Source organism: Pseudorhodoplanes sp. (genome assembly GCF_059499825.1).
Map to the genome: position 1 here is coordinate 19,247 of NZ_JCABZI010000005.1, position 17,447 is coordinate 36,693.

A 17,447-nucleotide genomic window follows, 5' to 3' on the forward strand; every position below is an offset into this window, starting at 1 on the left:
AACCAATGGCCCAGAAAACCGGACTCGTCGTCACTGCCCATCCGGGCGATTTCGTCTGGCGTGCGGGCGGCGCGATCGCGCACCACGCCAAGCTGGGCTATCGCATGAAGATCGTCTGCATGAGCTTCGGCGAGCGCGGCGAGAGCCAGTTCGCGTGGAAGGAAGCCGGCGCCACGCTGGAATCGGTCAAGGCCGGCCGCAAGGACGAGGCCGAGCGCGCCGCCGCCCTGTTGGGCGCCGAGATCGAGTTTTTCGACGCCGGCGATTATCCGCTGCGTCTGACGGACGCGCATTTCGACCGGATGGTCGACATCTACCGGGAGACCAACCCGGCTTTCGTGCTCACCCATGCGCTGGCGGACCCGTACAATTTCGACCATCCCAATGCTGCCCATTTCGCGCAGGAGACCCGGGTGGTCGCGCAGGCGATGGGCCACAAGCCCGGCGCCAAGTATCAGTATTCCGCGCCGCCGGTTTATCTGTTCGAGCCGCATCAGCCCGAGCAATGCGACTTCAAGCCGGATCTCATCCTCAAGATCGATGACGTCTGGGAGACCAAGTACAAGGCCTTCCAGATCCTCGCGGCGCAGAAGCACCTCTGGCATTATTACGAGCGCGTGGCGCTCAATCGCGGCATCCAGGGCTCCCGTAACACCGGCATTCCGATGACCTATGGCGAGGCCTACCAGACGCTGTTCCCGCGCGTCGTCACCGACACGCTCGGCTGAACGCAGGAGGTATCGGCATGAAACCCGTCGTCGTCCGCAACATTCAGCGCGCCGATGCCGCCGCCTGCAAGATTCTCGCAGGCCTCGGCGTATCGACATCGCATGAAGCGCTGGGCCGCTCCGGCCTGATGAAGCCTTACATACGGCCGATCTGGCCGGGCGCGTCGATCTGCGGTCCCGCCGTGACCATCATGGCGCAGCCCGGCGACAACTGGATGATCCATGTCGCAATCGAGCAATGCAAGCCAGGCGACGTGCTGGTGGTCGGCTGCACCGCCGACAATACCGACGGCATGTTCGGCGATTTGCTTGCAACGTCCGCCAAGGCGCGGGGCGTTCAGGGGCTCATCATCGACGCCGGCTGCCGCGACGTCGCGGTGCTGAAAGAGATGGGCTTTCCGGTCTGGTCTAAGGCGATCTCCGCCAAGGGCACCGTTAAGGCGACGCTCGGGGCGGTCAATATTTCCGTGGTCTGCGCCGGCGTCAACGTGATCCCCGGCGATGCCATCGTCGCCGATGACGACGGTGTCGTTGTGATCCCGCGCAAGCTTGCGCCCGAGGTCGCGGAAAAAGCGCAGAAGCGCGAGGCAGACGAAGTCGCCAAGCGCGACAAACTCGCATCCGGCATCCTTGGCCTCGACATGTACAACATGCGCGAGCCGCTGGCGAAGGCGGGCCTCGTCTATGTCGACAATCCGGAAGACGCCTGAGCGATGCTGTCGCTCTATTATGCGCCGAACACCTGCGCACTGGCGTCGCACATCGCGCTTGAAGAGGCTGGCGCGGATTACGAGCCGGTTTTCGTGGATTTCGCCGGCGGTGAGCAGCGCAAGCCGGACTATCTCGCCATCAACCCGAAGGGCCGGGTCCCTGCCCTTGTCACCGAAAGGGGCATCCTGACCGAAACGCCCGCGATCCTGGCTTTCATTGCGCAGTCCTTTCCAGCCGCGCGCCTGGCCCCGATCGATGACGCGTTCGCTTTTGCCGAGGTGCAGGCGTTCAACAGCTATATGTGCGCGACAGTCCATGTCGCGCATGCGCACAGGCTGCGCGGCTCACGATGGGCCGACGACGAAGCGGCGATCGAGGCGATGAAGAAGAAAGTGCCGCAATCGGTCGGCGACTGCTTCGAACTCATCGAACATGAGATGTTCGCCGGACCCTGGGTGATGGGCGGCGACTACACCATTTGCGACCCGTATCTGTTCACAATCGCCCGATGGCTGGAGGGCGACGGCGTCGATATCGCGCGTTTTCCGAAAGTGCAGGATCACTTTCGCCGCATGGAAGCGCGGCCGGCGGTGCAACGCGCGCTGTCACGGCAACAACCGGCTGCCGCCGCCTGACGCCGCTGCGCCGTCACCAGATCCGGCCGGTCGATCCGACCAGCACCGTGATCACGCCGAGCACAAGATTGATCGCGACCAGCTTGCGGATCATCGCGAGCTGCTTGCCGGCATTCGGCCAGTCGGCCGCCTGAACGAATTTTTGCAGGCGTCGCCACGGCGCAAAATACAGATGCAGATAGAGCAGCATCATCAGGATGCCGGTGCCCTGCATGATGTGGATGTAAAGCGGCGCGCGGAAGCCGCCATAAGCCATGAACATCATCGCATAGCCGCTGATGAGCAGGGCGACGATCGAGACCGCCACCCAGGGCAGGAACCGGGCGAAGACATCGCGCCAGAGCGTCAGGCGCGCCGGCCCCTCCAGCGCACCTGCGGCCGGGCGCAGCATCGTATAGGCAAAAGCCATCCCGCCGACCCAGAATAACGCGGCCAGAATATGCGCGGCCAGAAACAGGATCATCATGCCGGGTCGACTCCATTGCAATCTTCCTCAAGGGACTATGTGATGCTGCCTGGAATGTCTACAAACAGACGACCATGACCCGCGGCCCCTCCCAGAACCCAATCGACCCGATTGCCGAAGGCGATCTGCGCCTCGACGCGCCGGCCTTCCATCGCAATTGCGCGCCGATCTGGGCGGAACTCGCGGGCTATCTGAAGGACAGGCAGGGAAACGTTCTGGAGGTCGGGAGCGGCTCAGGCCAGCATGTGATCGAGTTCGCGAAAGTGTCGCCTCACCTGCTCTGGTGGCCGACCGACTATGACGAGCGCAATCTCAGGAGTATCGACGCCTGGCGACAGCATGCGCAGGCGCAGAATGTCGAAGCGGCCCGCCGGCTCGATCTCGGCGCCCTGGACTGGGGGCTGAGCGAGGCCGATTCCGGAACCCTCAGCGATTTGACGGCAATATTCTGCGCCAATGTGCTTCACATCTCGTCCTGGCGCACCACGCGCGGGCTGATGTGGGGCGCCTCGCAGCGCCTGCATCCCGGCGGGCTCTTGTTCATCTACGGTCCGTTCAAGCAGGACGGGCAACACACCGCACCCGGCAACGAGGCGTTCGATGCGTCATTGCGCGCCCGCAATCCGGAATGGGGCGTGCGCGACATCGCCGACATTCAGGCGGTCGCGCACGAACATGGCTTGCTGCTGGCGGAAATCGAGCCGATGCCGGCGAACAACATGCTGCTGGTGTTCGAACGACGCGAACGATAAGCGCCGCTAGACGGCGATGACACCGTCGCGGTTGACGAAAACGCGGCTCTCATCGATTCCGGGCAACATGGCTGCGACATCCTTGCGCAGCTTGCTGTCTGCCTGATCGTCAGCCGACCAGACCGTGACATAAATGTCGTTGTCCCAGACCGAGACGTCGAAATCCGCAATCATACCAGCCGAAGCCATGATCGCGAGCGCACCCACTGCCGACTTGAGATAATTCACCGCCGCACCCTCCTCGCAACCGATATCGATCATCGCAAACGCCACCGCATCGTTTGCGCCACGCATGAGTAGCCGCGTTGCGCGTCGCCACAATGTCGAGACCGTGTCAGAAGCACGACTCCGCTCACGCCTGCGTGAGTCGAAGCGCAGTGAAAGGTGCATTGTCAGAGAAGTGTCATGCAGCCTTCACCGATACGACACGAGTTCGGACAAATTACTGCAGCGCAACAGGAGAACCATCCATGCGCGCAGCAACACTTTCAGCGCTTCTGACCGTTACGCTTGTCAATGCGGCATTCGCCCAGTCGCAACCGGCGGTCCTCGCAGGCCATGTCGTGATACCGGCAGCGACCTTCATTCCGGCTCCGGCCGATGCCCCCGACGATCTGAAGGTGTCCGGCAAATTCACAACGGGAAAGCGCGTCGAGGCGATCGGCACCGTGGAAGGCCGCTCGCGCGGCCGGCCAACCGGCGTGAAGCTTCCATTCGACGGACAGCCGGTGCAGGGAAGCTCCGGAATAAAGCGCATGCCCGATGGGACCTTCTGGGTGCTGACCGACAACGGCTTTGGCAGCAAGGCAAATTCGCCCGACGCCATGCTGTTTCTCAATCAGTATCGTATGAACTGGGACAAGGGCACAGCCGACCGTCTCGCTACAATTTTCCTGCATGATCCAGACAAGAAGCTGCCGTTCCGGATCGTGCACGAGGGCACCGCGAAGCGCTATCTCACCGGCGCGGATCTCGACCTCGAAAGCTTTCAGCCGATTGGCGACAAATTCTGGATCGCGGAGGAATTCGGCCCCTACCTGATCCGCACGGACAGGAACGGGAAGGTCGAAGCCGTGTTCGAGACCATGATCGACGGCAAGGCGGCACGCTCGCCGGACCATTATGCCGTGATGTCGCCGGCCGTGCCCGGTGGCGCCACCGCATTCACTATCCGCCGGTCCAAGGGCTATGAGGGCATGGCGGCCTCGCCGGACGGCCGTTTCCTCTACGCCATGCTCGAAGGCCCGGCCTGGGACGCCGAGAAGAAAGATTGGGAAAAGACCGCCGACGGCAGGGAATACCTGCGCGTGCTCGAGTTCGACGTCGCCGGAGAGAAGTGGACCGGCCGGCATTGGAAATACGTGCTGGAGGAGAACGGCCTTGCGATCGGAGACTTCAACATGATCAGCCCGACACAGGCGCTGGTCATCGAACGCGACGATCACGAGGGCACCGCCGACAAGGCCTGTCCCGCAGGTGCCAAGGCGGAAAACTGCTTCGACCAGATCGCCAAGTTCAAGCGCATCTACAAGATCGAGATGACCGACGCGAATGCGAACGCCCCTGTGCGCAAGATCGCACATATCGACCTGATGAAGATCGCCGATCCGGACAAGAAGGCGCGCAAGCCTCTCAATGATGGCGTGCTGACCTTCCCGTTCTTCACCATCGAGAATGTCGACATCGTCGATGGCGACCACATCGTGGTGGGCAACGACAACAACCTGCCCTTCTCATCGAGCCGCGATCCCAACAAAGCCGATGACAACGAGTTCGTGCTGCTTAAGGTCACGGACTTCCTCAAGGCGAAGTAATCGGCGCCGTTCCCGGTCCGGCGTGCAAACGCCGGACCCGGAACCGGCTCGCATACCAGCTCTGATTCCGGGATCGCCTGCTTCGCAGGCACCCGGAATCATGCGAATTTTTCTAGGATCGACGCGCGGCGCCGCGCGTGATACGTCGCTGCCATCCAACACATCAAGGCGACGCGACGGTCCATGATCAAAGAGCCCATCCTCGATATTGCCCACCTTGCCCACCTCGAATTGCTCACGCCGAAATTCGAGGAGAGCCGCGATTTCTTCATCAACGTGATGGGGATGACCCAAAGCGCTGAGAAGGGCGACAGCGTCTATTTGCGCGCATGGGACGATTACGAGCTCTATTCCCTGAAACTGACGGCATCGAAGACCTCGGGGCTGAAGCACGTCGCCTATCGCTGCCGTTCGCCGCAGGCACTGGAGCGCCGCGCCGCCGCCCTCAAGGGCTCAGGCTTCGACATTGGCTGGACCGACGGCGATGTCGGCCACGGCAAAACCTTCGTCTGCAAGGACCCCGATGACCATGTCGTTGAGTTGTATTACGAGACCGAATGGTACCAGGCACCGCCGGACAAGAAGCCAGCGCTGAAGAACCAGGCACAGCGCTTCCCCGCCCGCGGCTGCAACGTTCGGCGGCTCGACCACTGGAACGGGCTGGCTGTCGACATCAAGGCGAACCGGATTTTCTATGAAGACTATCTCGGCTTCCGCCTGACCGAGACCATCATTCTTAATGACGGCTCGGAAGCCGCTATCTGGATGACCGCGACCAACAAGTCATACGACTTTGCCTATACGCGCGATCACACCGGCACCAAGGGCCGCTTCCATCACATCACCTACGCGATCGACACCCGCGAGGAGATTTTGCGCGCCGCCGACATCTTCCTGGAAAACGGCGTGCATATCGAGACCGGACCGCACAAGCATGCAATCCAGCAGACGTTCTTCCTCTACGTCTACGAACCCGGCGGAAACCGCGTCGAAGTGGCGAATGCCGGCGCACGTCTGATCCTCGCGCCCGACTGGAAGCCGATCGTGTGGACCGAAAATGAACGCAAGAAAGGCCAGGCCTGGGGGCTGAAGACCATCGAGTCGTTCCACACCCACGGCACGCCGCCGGTAGAAGCGAAAGGGCATTAGGCTGTGGGTAGAAGGGCCGTCGCGCACACCGGCCGTCGTTTGTAATACGCCTGTTACGAATGGCTCGTACCGCATCCGGCATTATCGGATGGAGGTACTCATGTTGACCGGAATCGCACGGCTTGTTTTGCGCCTCAGGAATATTTGCAAGCCGGCGCTCTCCACCGCAATAGCGTTTGGCGCGCTCTCGCTTGCGATCGCGATCCCGTCACCGTCGGGATCGGCCCTTGCCGCCGACGCCAGCGGCAAGGTGACGATCTACGTGGTTCGTCACGGCGAGACCGACTGGAACCAGCAGGGTCGTATTCAGGGCAGCACCGACAATTCCCTGAACGCGAAGGGCCTCGAACAGGCGGCCGCCGTTGCATCGCAACTCGGCAACATATCGATCGATCATATCTATTCGAGCGGGCTCACGCGCGCGATCCAGACGGCGGACGCCTTCAAGGGCAAGGCGCCGATCACGCCGCAACCGATGTTGAACGAGCGTTCCTTCGGAATCTACGAAGGAAAGGTCGAAAAGGAAGTCGCCAAGGACTGGAGCCCACGGCTCGCGAACCTCAACGACGACATGGAAGGCGGAGAAAGCCTGGCATCGCTCGCCAAGCGCGTCAGCATCGCAACGCGCGAAATCGTCAAAAACCATCACAACGGAACCGTCATGATTGTCGCGCATGGCGGCGTGAATCCACTCGTGATCGGCGAGTTGATCGGCCTCGCGCCCGAGAAGGCGATCAAGGAGATTCGCCAGAGCAACGACGAGGTCTACAAGCTCGAAATCTTCGACAAGGGCGCGTTCAATATCTGGAAGCTGATTCCGACCTCGAAGCTCGACCAGCTCTGAGACCCTGCACGCACCAGTCCGCAAGTTGCGATCGCATACTTGCGGACTTATATGCCAGTTCTACAAGCACCGCCGTCAGGTTTGGGGCGCGTCTGCCCTCAGCCCAACCCGCATGTTGCTTGCGACGAACTGGTATGTATCGAATGCGCATTCCCGTGACCGCCCTACCCTCCGGTGAGCCGATTCCCGTCTTCGGGCTCGGCACCTGGATGATGGGCGAAGTTGACAAGAAGCGCGCCGACGAAGTCGCCGCGCTCAAACTGGGCCTTGATCTCGGCGCGACCCTGATCGACACCGCCGAGATGTATGGAGACGGCGAGGCCGAGGACATCGTCGGCGAGGCCATTGCCGGGCGCCGCGACGGCCTGTTCCTTGTCAGCAAGGTGCTGCCGGAGAATGCCTCGCGCAAGGATACGGTGGCGGCCTGCGAAGGCAGCCTGAAGCGGTTGCGCACCGACCGCATCGACCTCTATCTGCTGCATTGGCGCGGCTCGACACCGCTCCAGCACACGCTGGAGGCCTTCATCCAGTTGCAGCGCGAGGGCAAGATCCGCCACTGGGGTGTCAGCAACTTCGATACCGACGACATGGAGGAACTGCTGGCACTGCCCGGCGGCGACACCTGCGCCACCAACCAGGTGCTCTACAATCTGAAGCGCCGCCGCATCGAATACGACCTCGTGCCGTTTTGCCGTGAGCGCAACATCCCGATCATGGCCTATTCGCCGATCGAGCAGGGCCGCCTCCTCGGTGTGGCGGCGCTGAAGGAAGTCGCCTCACGGCACGAAGCGACGACCGCGCAGGTGGCACTGGCGTGGCTTCTGGGGAAGCCGGCCACGATCGTGATCCCGAAGGCAACGAACGCAGTACATTTGCGGGAGAATTTTGCCGCACTCGATCTCAAGCTCACCGACGACGACGTTGCGGTTCTGGATCGTGCCTTCCCGCCACCCGAGAAAAAATACGCGCTGGAGATGTTGTAGGGACGCGGTGGCTATGCGCAATACTCGAGTTGCGTGTAACGAGGTCTGATCGACGGGGCAAAAATGACCGATCTCTCGAAACTCACACTCGGCCTCAAAGGTCGGGCGCAGATCCTCGTCGGAGAGGAGCAGACCGCGCCGCGCGTCGGCTCCGGCCGCGTGCGCGTTCTAGCCACGCCGGTCATGATCAACATGATGGAAGCCGCCGCTCTCGATGCCATCGAGAACCTGCTGCCACCCGGCCATCAGAGCCTCGGTACCCATCTGGATGTCGGTCACTATGCTGCAACGCCGGTGGGCATGACGCTGCGCGCCACCGCCGAGGTGACGAAGATTGACGGCCGCAACGTAACGTTCCGGGTCGAGGCTTTCGACGACAGGGAGCGCGTCGGCGACGGCACGCATACGCGCGTCGTCGTCAATGTCGAGCGCTTCGATGCCCGCATCCAGAAGAAGCTCAAGGCCGAGCCGTGAGCGCCCGGATCGCGTTTATCGGCTTCGGCGAGGCCGGCCAGGCGATGGCGGCCGGCCTGCGCGATGACGGGATTTCGAAGATTGCCGCTTGGGACATCCTGTTTCCGAAATCCTCCGGCGCGAAGCTGATCGAGGCCGCGGACGCATCCGGCGTGCGCGTGGCAACGTCGGCGGCTGACGCCGTGCGTGACGCCGACATCGTGATCGCGGCGGTCACCGCAGCATCGAGCCACGAGGCCGCGCAATCCGTGGTCGGTCACCTCGCGGGCAAGCCGCTCTATCTCGACGTCAACTCGGTCTCGCCCGGACGCAAGCAGGCCACGGCAAAGCTGCTCGACGAACGCGCGCGCTATGTCGACGTGGCAATCGTCTCGGCGATCCACCCTGCGCGCCACAAGTCGCCAATGATGCTGGCAGGTCCCGATGCCGCTGAGGCTGAGCCCGTGCTTGCCGCACTCGGCATGAAGACACAGATCGTCGGCGACGATATCGGTGCAGCCGCCGCGATCAAAATGATCCGCAGCGTGATGATCAAAGGCATAGAGGCACTGACGCTGGAATGCTTTCTTGCGGCTTCGCGCGCGGGCGTGGCCGATCAGGTCGCCGCGTCGCTGCACAACAATTACCCCGGCGTCGATTGGGGGAAGATGCCCGAATATAACATCGAGCGCATGGTCAGCCACGGCATCCGGCGGGCTGCGGAAATGCGCGAGGTCGCCAATACGTTGCGTGAGCTGGGTGTCGATCCGATGATGACGACCGGAACGATCGAGCGCCAGCAACAGCTTGGCGAGATCGGCCGGCGGCGGGAGGTCAAGGAGGCTGTCGCCAAAGGGCGCGACGCCATGCTCGCCGCGATCGACGGTGCTTCGCGCGAGAAGCGATAGCACCGTCGCCGGAATGTCGATTCCCTAACGTGGCGGAATCTGCAGGAATTCCGTGACCTGCTCTTTGGTCAAGGGCTTATCGAGGAACTTCAGTTTCACTGCGTCCGCGATGGCGCCATCCAGGTCGGCCATCTGATCGGACTGCATCGCAGATTTGGGATGGAACTGCTCGAGGGATTCCTTCAGCAAAGCCTCGTCGTCCATCCTGATCTTCTTTGCATACATCGAGAGCGCCTTCGGGTCGTCATACATCCAGTCCGCGCTCTCGCGATACGCCTTCACGAACCGCATGATGGCGTCCTTCTTGTTCTTGAGCGCATCGGCGTTGACGATGATCGCACGCACGGTTTGCCCCCGCAGCGACGGCACATCGCTGCCTCGTGCGATGATACGGATCTTGCCGTCCTTGAGCTCGCGCACGCCGAACGGCGGCGCCGCCCAGCCGATGTCGACCTGCCCGCTCATCACCGAGGTCAGCGTTCCCGGCTGACCACCCGTCGCGGTCGGCTTTGCCTTCGCGCCAAGTTCCTGACCGAACGCGACGACGATGTTGTTGGAGGACGAGCCGTTGGTTGAATAGGCAATCGTGTGCTTGTCGGTCGTGTCCTTCAGGCTCTTGATCGGCGAATCCGCCTTGACGTACCAGTAGAGATCGCCGGTGCCGGTGAAGGCCGGGAGCAGGATTCGGACCGGTGCGCCTTTCGAGAAAGCGCGCATCGCGCCCGCAACGCCGACGCCCGCGCCGAGATCGGCCGAGCCCGAGATCACCGCCTGAATGGTTTCGCCCGCCCCTTGGGTGCCGACCGCCTCAAGTTGAAGATTGTGCTTCTTGAAAATGCCGGCGTCCTGGCCAAGCGTCGGCGGCTGATTTTCCCAATTGTTGATCTGGCCGATGGCGATCTTGAGCTGGTCCTGCGCAAATGCGGGGCTGGCAATAGCCGCCAAAACCACCGCACCAAATGCGGCTCCCCTGAATTTCATCGCTTTCTCCCTTTTGCTTTCGTCTTGGTTTTCTTCGATGTGGTGCGAACGCTAGCACGCTTGGCGCCTGCGCCAACCGGCTTTTTGCCAACGCGCGACAACCCGCCGCCGGCCTTCTCCAGCCGCACCGACCAGTATTCCCAGGTCCTGAAAGTTGCGGTCGGCATGGCGTTGATCTGCGATGACTTGTCGACCTCGCCCGGGCGCAGCGGCACCACCTTGCCTAACATCTGCGCAGCGAACTGATACTCGGCGTTCCTGCAGGAATAGATCGCACGAAACACAAGTTCCTGAATCGTGCCACCGACCACCGTCGCCCCGTGTCCCTTCATCAGAACCAGCGGTGCCTCTCCCAGTGCGCGCGCGAGCGAGGCGCCCTCCTCCGGTTCCACCAGCAACAGGTTGGTGTCACCGAACTCGTCGTACTGGTCCCACATCGGCACCTTGTGCCCCACAATCGCCCCGAGATGCATGACCGGCTGAAGCTCCACGCCGGAGATGCAGAACGGCATGACCGCGGGCGCATGATGATGCACGACCGCCATCACGTCAGGCCGCGCCTTGTAGATCTCGCCATGGATCACGCGCTCGGCATAGAGACGCTGGTCGGTCCTTTTCACCGGGTTGGAATCGAGATCGTATTCCAGGATGTCTCCGGGCTCGACCAATTCGGGCGCGCGCGAGCGGGAGAGGAAGTAGCGGTTCGGGTTGGTCGGATGCCGCATACTGACATGGCCGAAGGCATCGAGGACACCCTCGTTGGCTAGAATGCGGTTGCCGAGCGCAGTGTCGGTCTTGATCTGGTCGAGGCTTGGACTCACGGCGGCGTTTCCTCTGTTTTCGAGGACGGGACCATGCACGCCAGAGCCGGAAACGGCAATTGCCGGAAGCGTAACGCTGGCATGAGCCGGCGGTTTGACACCCTGCCCACCCCTTCCTAAACATGCCGCCAAGCCAGCCTGCGCGTTGTAATCCAGGCCCCCACTGTTTAGGAAATCTGCTGTGCCGGACGTCGTCGAATTCCGCCGCGAGGGTGCGATCGCGGTCATCACCGTCAATCATCCGCCCGTCAACGCACTCAACAACGCCATGCGCAAGGGGCTGGTCGAGGCTCTGGCGCGCGCGCGTGACGATGCCGACATCCAAGCCGTTGTGATTGCTGCCGCGGGCCGCACATTCATCGCGGGCGCGGACATTACCGAATTCAATCAGCCGCCGGTGAGCCCCACCACCATTGACGTCATCGAAGCCCTCGACGCCATGCCGAAACCGGTGGTTGCGGCGCTGCACGGCACTCCGCTGGGCGGTGGGCTGGAAGTCGCGCTCGGCTGCCATTTCCGAATTGCTCTGGCCGGAACAAAGCTTGGTCTGCCCGAAATCAAGCTCGGGCTGATGCCGGGCGCCGGTGGCACCCAGCGGCTGCCGCGCCTGATCGGCATGGACAAGGCGATGGCAATGATCCTGTCCGGCGACCCGATCGGCGCCGACGATGCCAAGTCCTATGGTCTGGTCGACCAGATCGTCTCCGATGATCTGGTGCCTTCTGCGATTTCATATGCGCAATGGGTGGCCACCGAAAAGCATCCGCTCACGCGTGCGCGCGACCGTGACGACAAGCTCGCGGACCTCCGCGCCAATCCGGCCAAGTTCGACGAACTCGCGGCCCCCTATGCGAAACGCGCGCGCGGGCTGCATGCGCCGGCGAAAGCGCTGGAGGCCTTGCGCTGGACTCTGGACGTACCGGTGGCCGAAGCACTGATCCGCGAACGCGATGCTTTCATCGAACTGAAAGAGGGCGCGCAGTCGAAGGCGCAGCGTCACATCTTCTTTGCCGAGCGCGAGGCGGCGAGGGTTTCCGACCTGCCGAAGGACGTGAAGCCGCTTGATGTGAAGCGCGCCGCGGTAATCGGCGCCGGCACCATGGGCGGTGGCATCGCCATGTGCTTCGCCAATGCCGGCATCCCGGTCACCATCGTCGAAACCAGCGCCGATGCGCTGAAGCGCGGCCTCGATCTGGTCGCCAAGAATTATGCCGCTTCCGCCAAGCGCGGTGGCATGAGCGCGGAGGATGTCGAAACCCGCACCGGCCTGATGCACGGCACCACCGATTTCGGCGAGATCGCCGACGCCGACATGGTGATCGAGGCTGTGTTCGAGGACATCGGCGTGAAGCGCGAGGTGCTCGGCAAACTCGATGCCAACGGCAAGCCCGGCGCCGTACTCGCCACCAACACGTCCTACCTCGATGTCAACGAGATCGCGCATTTCACCGAACGGCCGCAATCGGTTCTCGGCATGCACTTCTTCAGCCCGGCGAATGTGATGCGCCTTCTGGAGATCGTGCGCGGCGCCGATACCGATCCGCAAACGCTTGCGACCGCGATCAGCATTGCGCGCAAGATCGGCAAGGTGCCCGTCGTCGTTGGTGTCTGCCACGGCTTCGTCGGCAACCGCATCCTGCGCGTCCGCTCGACCGAAGCGGAACGGCTGCTCCTCGAAGGCGCGCTACCACAGGATGTTGATGGCGCCCTCACCGCTTTCGGCTTCCCGCTCGGCCCGTTCGGGGTCAGCGATCTTGCCGGCCTCGATATCTCCTGGCGGATGCGCAAGGCTCAAGGCGCGCGTGCGGAGATCGCCGACCAGCTTTGCGAAATGGGCCGCTTCGGCCAGAAAACCGGCAAGGGCTTCTATCTGTACGAGGCAGGCAACCGCACGCCCAAGCCCGATCCGGAGGTCGAGGCGCTGATCGTTGCAACCTCGCAGCGCCTCGGCATCGCGCGAAAGCAGATGAGTCGCGACGAGATCACCGAACGCCTGCTGTTCCCGATGATCAACGAAGGTGCGCGCATTCTCGACGAAGGTATCGCGCAGCGCCCGGGCGATATCGACGTGATCTGGGTCTATGGCTACGGTTTCCCAGCCTGGCGCGGCGGCCTGATGTATTATGCCGACACGATAGGCCTGCCCTATATCCGCGACCGGCTGATGGAGTTCGCCAAACAGACCGGCGACACAAGGCACGAACCGGCCTCGTTGCTGAAACGGCTCGCCGACGACGGCAAGGGCTTCGGTTCACTGAGCGGGAAAAACTGACCATGCTCCCACAGCCGTCACCGCGTGCGCAGGAGATCGCGAAGCGGCTGACGGCCTTCATGGACGAGCATGTCTATCCGGCGGAGACCGTGTTCGAGCGGCAGCTTGCCGAGGCCAAGGACCGCTGGCGCGAATTGCCCGTCACCGCCGAGCTGAAGGCCAAAGCGAAAGCCGCGGGCCTGTGGAATCTCTGGCTGCCGAAAAAGCATTACGCCGAGGGTCTGAGCAATCTCGACTACGCGCCGCTCTGCGAAATCATGGGGCGCTCGCCGCTCGGCCCGGAAAGCTTCAACTGCTCGGCGCCCGACACCGGCAACATGGAGACGCTGATCCTTTACGGCAGCGAGGCGCAGAAGCAGAGCTGGCTGCCGCCCTTGATGGACGGCGAGATCCGCTCCTGCTTCGCGATGACCGAGCCGGACGTCGCGTCATCCGACGCCACCAATATTCGCACCGAGATCCGGCGCGACGGCGATAGCTACATCATCAACGGCCGCAAATGGTGGACCACCGGCGCCCCCGACTCTCGCGCCAAAATCCTGATCGTCATGGGCCGCACCGATCCGGACGCGCCGGCGCACAAGCAGCAGTCGATGGTGCTGGTGCCGATGGACACGCCCGGCGTGAAAGTGATCCGGCCGCTCTCGGTGTTCGGCTATGACGACGCGCCGCACGGACACGCCGAGGTGACGTTCGAGAATGTGCGGGTGCCGGTCACGAACATCCTGCTCGGAGAAGGCCGCGGCTTCGAGATCGCGCAGGGCCGGCTCGGGCCCGGCCGCATCCATCACTGCATGCGCACCATCGGGCTCGCGGAGCGCGCGCTCGAAACGTTGTGCCGGCGTGCGCTGACCCGCACCGCCTTCGGCAAGCCGCTCGCGGACCAGGGCGTCACCCGCCACTGGATCGCGGAATCGCGCATGGAGATCGACCAGGCGCGATTGCTGACGCTACACGCCGCGCAGATGATCGACGAGGTCGGCACCAAGGCGGCACGCGCGGAAATCGCCATGATCAAGGTGGTGGCGCCGAACATGGCGCAGAAAGTGGTGGACCGTGCGATCCAGATCTGCGGCGCCGGCGGCCTGTCGCAGGATTTCCACCTCGCCTACGCTTATGCGCGCGCCCGCTCGATCCGCATTCTGGACGGACCGGACGAGGTGCATCGCGAGACCATCGCCAAACTGGAACTGCGCAAGCACGCCGCGGGCGGTGGGAATGCGGGGTAGCTTGGCTCCCAACTCTCTCCGCTCAGTCCCGCACAAGCGGGAATCCAGTATTGGGTGGAACGGCGTCAGCCGCTCCGGGTCGCCGCTTTCGCGGGGACGAACGGAGTTTGTGGTTACAGCCCCGATCCGTCTATCCTGCACCTTGTGATGGATGCCCCCAGCCCCTCGAAAGCCAGTCCGCCCCGCCGACCGTCCGGCGAGCGCGATCCCGAGCGGACCCGCGCCACGATCCTGGCCGCGGCGATGGAAGAATTCACCGCCCATGGTCTGAATGGGGCCCGCGTTGACGAGATCGCGAAGCGATCCGGCGTCAACAAGCGGATGATCTACTATTATTTCGGCGACAAGAGCGGCGTCTATCTCGCGGTTCTGGAAGAGATCTATGCGGATATCCGCAATGCCGAGATCAGGTTGCATCTGGCCGATCGCGACCCGGTCGATGCAATGCGCGAACTGGTCGCCTTCACCTGGAATTATTTCATCGAGCATCCTGAGTTTCTCAGCCTGCTCGGCACCGAAAATCTGCACCGCGCCCGGCATCTCAAGACGTCGAAAAAAATCCGCGAACTGCACTCGCCGCTGGTCGGGATCATCACGATCCTGCTCGAGCGGGGCGTGAAGGCGAAGGTGTTTCGCGAAGGCGTCGACCCGGTGCAACTCTATATCGACATCGCCTCGCTTGGATTTTTTTACATGTCGAACCGGTTCACGCTGTCCACGATCTTTGGCCGCGACCTGGGGCGACCGGAGGCGCTGGCCGAGCGCGGTAGCCACATCGAGGAAGTGGTGCTGGGCTATCTGCGGCCCTAGTAGAGCGGTCCTGATATTCGCAACCCCCGGCCGCGAACGCGCAACGCGAAAGTCATAGGCCGGGTGCGCTTCACGACCGGAAGACGCGGCCGATTTCCTCTTGACGCTCGATACCCGGGCGTGGTGCATTTGTAACCAGACAGTTACTTAGCGAAGAGCCGATGCTGGCGACATTTTTGCCCGCGCCGGGATCGCTTAGGCTGGACGACCCAAACCGGCGAAAAGCCGGATCCATAACGTTCTCGGGAGGAACGACAGATGCTGCGAACATCCACCATCCTTGCGTCCACGATGCTGGCTCTGACCGCCAGCGCATCGGCTCAGAACTATCCCTGGAAGCCGGAACGCCCGATCACCATCATCGTGCCCTGGGCAGCGGGCGGCTCGACCGACCAGGTGACCCGCGTCGCTGCGGTCGAGATCGAAAAGGCGCTCGGCCAGAAGGTCGTGATCGTCAATCAGGGCGGCGCCTCCGGATCGATTGGCACCAAGAGCGCGATGGACGCCGCCAAGGATGGCTATACCTGGACCGCGGGCGCAGCCAAGGACATCGGCACCTATGCCGTCAGCGGCCTGCTCGACACCAAGTTCTCCGACTGGCGGCCCTATCTGAGCGTGGTCAACGTGTCGGTTCTGGGCGTCAATCCGGACACTCCGTACAAGACAGCAAAAGACCTGGTCGATGCGATGAAAGCCAAGCCGAACGGGGTTTCGGTGGCCACCGCCGGTATTAATTCGTCGGGCCATGCCGCGATCGAGGCTTTCACGCGCGCACTCGGCCTCACTTACAAGCACGTCAGCTATGACGGCGGCAATCCGGCTGTAAACGCAACGGTCTCAGGCGAGACGGAGGTCACCACCCAGCTTGCGGTCGAGCAAGCCGCGATGCTCCGCGCCAAGCGGCTGCGTCCGCTTGCCGTGCTGTCCGACAAGCCGCTTGAACTTGAGGGCTTCGGCACCATCCCGCCGGTGACCGCTTCGGTCGCGGGGTTCAAGCCGGATGCGAACTATTTCGGCATCTTCATCCACAAGGATGTGCCGGCCAATGTGCGCGAGACCGTAGATATGGTTTGGAAGAACGTGGTCGCGAATTCCGACACTTTGAAGAAATACGCCGCGTCCAACGGCGCGCAATTCGCTCCAGTCTACGGCGACGAGGCAGTCAAGGCCGCGATGCCCGCGATCCAGTCGACCGCGTGGCAATTGCATGCGGCCGGTAAAGCTAAGGTTTCGCCCGACACGGTCGGCATCGCGAAGCCGTAAGCACGAAGCATCCGGGGCGCGCAAGCAAGCATGCGGCCCCGGATTGCACTGCGATGGTTGGACTGAGCGCAAGCGGATTCCGGGTCTGCGGGCGCGCCCCGGGATAACGAGGCAAGTGTGGAAGATCAAAAGCCATCCCCCTTCGCCGACCTGATTTCCGGTGGCATCTGGCTCGCACTCGCGATCGGGATCGTGATCCTCAGCCTGAAGATGGATCGGTTGACCCATCTTCAGGCCAGCATCTACACCGCGCCCGGCCTCGTACCCGGACTGCTCGGACTTGCGCTCGCAATCATGGGAGTGCTCTTGATCCTGAGATCGGTGCGCGCAGGCGCTATCGCGCAGGCGCAATTCCCTGCGTTCAGCGCCCGCGATCACTGGCGGCTACTTACCGCGCTCGCACTGTGTCTCACCTTCGCACTTGGTCTGCTGGGCAGCGGACTGCCATTCTGGCTCGCCGCAGCGATCTTTGTCGCCGTCTTTATCTTCATCTTCCAGTTTTCAGAGCGCAATGCGTCCGGCACGCTCGTCAGGGGCGCAGTTTTCGCCGCCGTGTTCGGGCTGATTTGCGGCGGCGTCGTCCATTACACGTTCCAGGATTTGTTCCTGGTTCGACTGCCCTGAGCCG

General features: G+C 62.7%; 19 protein-coding genes. 15 read left to right on the forward strand and 4 right to left on the reverse strand.

Translation table 11 applies throughout. The features are described 5' to 3' along the window. Positions 1-5: 5 nt before the first annotated feature. The 3 genes from AC5I5I_RS07175 to AC5I5I_RS07185 are packed head-to-tail and all read left to right on the forward strand — an operon-like array spanning position 6 to position 2,074. A complete protein-coding gene (locus AC5I5I_RS07175; RefSeq protein ID WP_495971378.1) occupies positions 6-728 on the forward strand; it encodes a PIG-L deacetylase family protein in 723 nt (240 codons plus the stop codon). Between the two features lie 17 nt (positions 729-745). Then, entirely contained in the window at positions 746-1,438 is a 693-nt protein-coding gene (locus AC5I5I_RS07180; protein ID WP_495971380.1) for a 4-carboxy-4-hydroxy-2-oxoadipate aldolase/oxaloacetate decarboxylase, read from the forward strand. 3 nt (positions 1,439-1,441) lie between these two features. Next, positions 1,442-2,074: a glutathione S-transferase family protein gene (locus tag AC5I5I_RS07185; RefSeq protein WP_495971382.1), complete on the forward strand. Its 633-nt coding sequence runs from the start codon at positions 1,442-1,444 to the stop codon at positions 2,072-2,074. 13 nt (positions 2,075-2,087) lie between these two features. On the opposite strand, the gene AC5I5I_RS07190 is transcribed toward AC5I5I_RS07185, so the two are convergent. Next, positions 2,088-2,540: a CopD family protein gene (locus tag AC5I5I_RS07190; RefSeq protein WP_495971384.1), complete on the reverse strand. Its 453-nt coding sequence runs from the start codon at positions 2,538-2,540 to the stop codon at positions 2,088-2,090. 74 nt (positions 2,541-2,614) lie between these two features. On the opposite strand from AC5I5I_RS07190, the gene AC5I5I_RS07195 reads away from it, so the two are divergent. Then, positions 2,615-3,292: a DUF938 domain-containing protein gene (locus tag AC5I5I_RS07195; protein WP_495971386.1), complete on the forward strand. Its 678-nt coding sequence runs from the start codon at positions 2,615-2,617 to the stop codon at positions 3,290-3,292. Positions 3,293-3,298: 6 nt separating this feature from the next. Here the strand turns inward: AC5I5I_RS07195 and AC5I5I_RS07200 are convergent, their stop codons facing one another. Further along, positions 3,299-3,586, reverse strand: a complete 288-nt coding sequence (locus AC5I5I_RS07200) for a hypothetical protein (protein WP_495971388.1) — start codon at positions 3,584-3,586, stop codon at positions 3,299-3,301. Positions 3,587-3,762: 176 nt separating this feature from the next. On the opposite strand from AC5I5I_RS07200, the gene AC5I5I_RS07205 reads away from it, so the two are divergent. The 6 genes from AC5I5I_RS07205 (at position 3,763) to AC5I5I_RS07230 (ending at position 9,443) form a co-directional block, all read left to right on the forward strand. After that, the gene (locus AC5I5I_RS07205) at positions 3,763-5,106 is read left to right on the forward strand and encodes an esterase-like activity of phytase family protein (RefSeq protein WP_495971390.1); all 1,344 of its coding nucleotides are present in this window, start codon (positions 3,763-3,765) and stop codon (positions 5,104-5,106) included. Between the two features lie 183 nt (positions 5,107-5,289). After that, the gene (locus AC5I5I_RS07210; RefSeq protein ID WP_495971392.1) at positions 5,290-6,255 is read left to right on the forward strand and encodes a catechol 2,3-dioxygenase; all 966 of its coding nucleotides are present in this window, start codon (positions 5,290-5,292) and stop codon (positions 6,253-6,255) included. A 100-nt stretch (positions 6,256-6,355) separates the two neighbouring features. Beyond that, on the forward strand, positions 6,356-7,099 hold the full coding sequence (locus AC5I5I_RS07215; protein ID WP_495971394.1) for a histidine phosphatase family protein: 744 nt from the start codon (positions 6,356-6,358) through the stop codon (positions 7,097-7,099). A 143-nt stretch (positions 7,100-7,242) separates the two neighbouring features. Then, positions 7,243-8,082, forward strand: coding sequence for an aldo/keto reductase (locus AC5I5I_RS07220; RefSeq protein WP_495971396.1), 840 nt, complete (start codon positions 7,243-7,245; stop codon positions 8,080-8,082). Between the two features lie 63 nt (positions 8,083-8,145). After that, positions 8,146-8,556 carry a thioesterase family protein gene (locus AC5I5I_RS07225; RefSeq protein ID WP_495971398.1) on the forward strand — a complete coding sequence of 137 codons (411 nt, stop codon included), beginning with the start codon at positions 8,146-8,148 and terminating at the stop codon, positions 8,554-8,556. Further along, positions 8,553-9,443: an NAD(P)-dependent oxidoreductase gene (locus AC5I5I_RS07230; protein WP_495971400.1), complete on the forward strand. Its 891-nt coding sequence runs from the start codon at positions 8,553-8,555 to the stop codon at positions 9,441-9,443. The genes AC5I5I_RS07225 and AC5I5I_RS07230 overlap by 4 nt, the downstream gene beginning before the upstream one ends. 24 nt (positions 9,444-9,467) lie before the next feature. Here the strand turns inward: AC5I5I_RS07230 and AC5I5I_RS07235 are convergent, their stop codons facing one another. Both AC5I5I_RS07235 and AC5I5I_RS07240 read right to left on the reverse strand, forming a co-directional pair. Continuing rightward, the gene (locus tag AC5I5I_RS07235; protein WP_495971402.1) at positions 9,468-10,424 is read right to left on the reverse strand and encodes an ABC transporter substrate-binding protein; all 957 of its coding nucleotides are present in this window, start codon (positions 10,422-10,424) and stop codon (positions 9,468-9,470) included. Further along, positions 10,421-11,245: a class II aldolase/adducin family protein gene (locus AC5I5I_RS07240; protein WP_495971404.1), complete on the reverse strand. Its 825-nt coding sequence runs from the start codon at positions 11,243-11,245 to the stop codon at positions 10,421-10,423. The genes AC5I5I_RS07235 and AC5I5I_RS07240 overlap by 4 nt, the downstream gene beginning before the upstream one ends. Before the next feature lie 181 nt (positions 11,246-11,426). On the opposite strand from AC5I5I_RS07240, the gene AC5I5I_RS07245 reads away from it, so the two are divergent. From AC5I5I_RS07245 to AC5I5I_RS07265, 5 genes are all read left to right on the forward strand, one after another. Beyond that, positions 11,427-13,517 (forward strand): 3-hydroxyacyl-CoA dehydrogenase NAD-binding domain-containing protein, encoded by a 2,091-nt coding sequence (locus AC5I5I_RS07245; RefSeq protein ID WP_495971406.1) that lies wholly within the window; start codon positions 11,427-11,429, stop codon positions 13,515-13,517. Between the two features lie 2 nt (positions 13,518-13,519). After that, positions 13,520-14,746: an acyl-CoA dehydrogenase family protein gene (locus AC5I5I_RS07250; protein WP_495971408.1), complete on the forward strand. Its 1,227-nt coding sequence runs from the start codon at positions 13,520-13,522 to the stop codon at positions 14,744-14,746. Positions 14,747-14,893: 147 nt separating this feature from the next. Beyond that, the gene (locus tag AC5I5I_RS07255; RefSeq protein ID WP_495971410.1) at positions 14,894-15,556 is read left to right on the forward strand and encodes a TetR/AcrR family transcriptional regulator; all 663 of its coding nucleotides are present in this window, start codon (positions 14,894-14,896) and stop codon (positions 15,554-15,556) included. A 258-nt stretch (positions 15,557-15,814) separates the two neighbouring features. Continuing rightward, positions 15,815-16,819 (forward strand): Bug family tripartite tricarboxylate transporter substrate binding protein, encoded by a 1,005-nt coding sequence (locus AC5I5I_RS07260; RefSeq protein WP_495971412.1) that lies wholly within the window; start codon positions 15,815-15,817, stop codon positions 16,817-16,819. Between the two features lie 117 nt (positions 16,820-16,936). Further along, complete coding sequence (locus AC5I5I_RS07265; RefSeq protein ID WP_495971414.1) at positions 16,937-17,443, forward strand: tripartite tricarboxylate transporter TctB family protein; 507 nt, start codon at positions 16,937-16,939, stop codon at positions 17,441-17,443. Positions 17,444-17,447 lie beyond the last annotated feature (4 nt).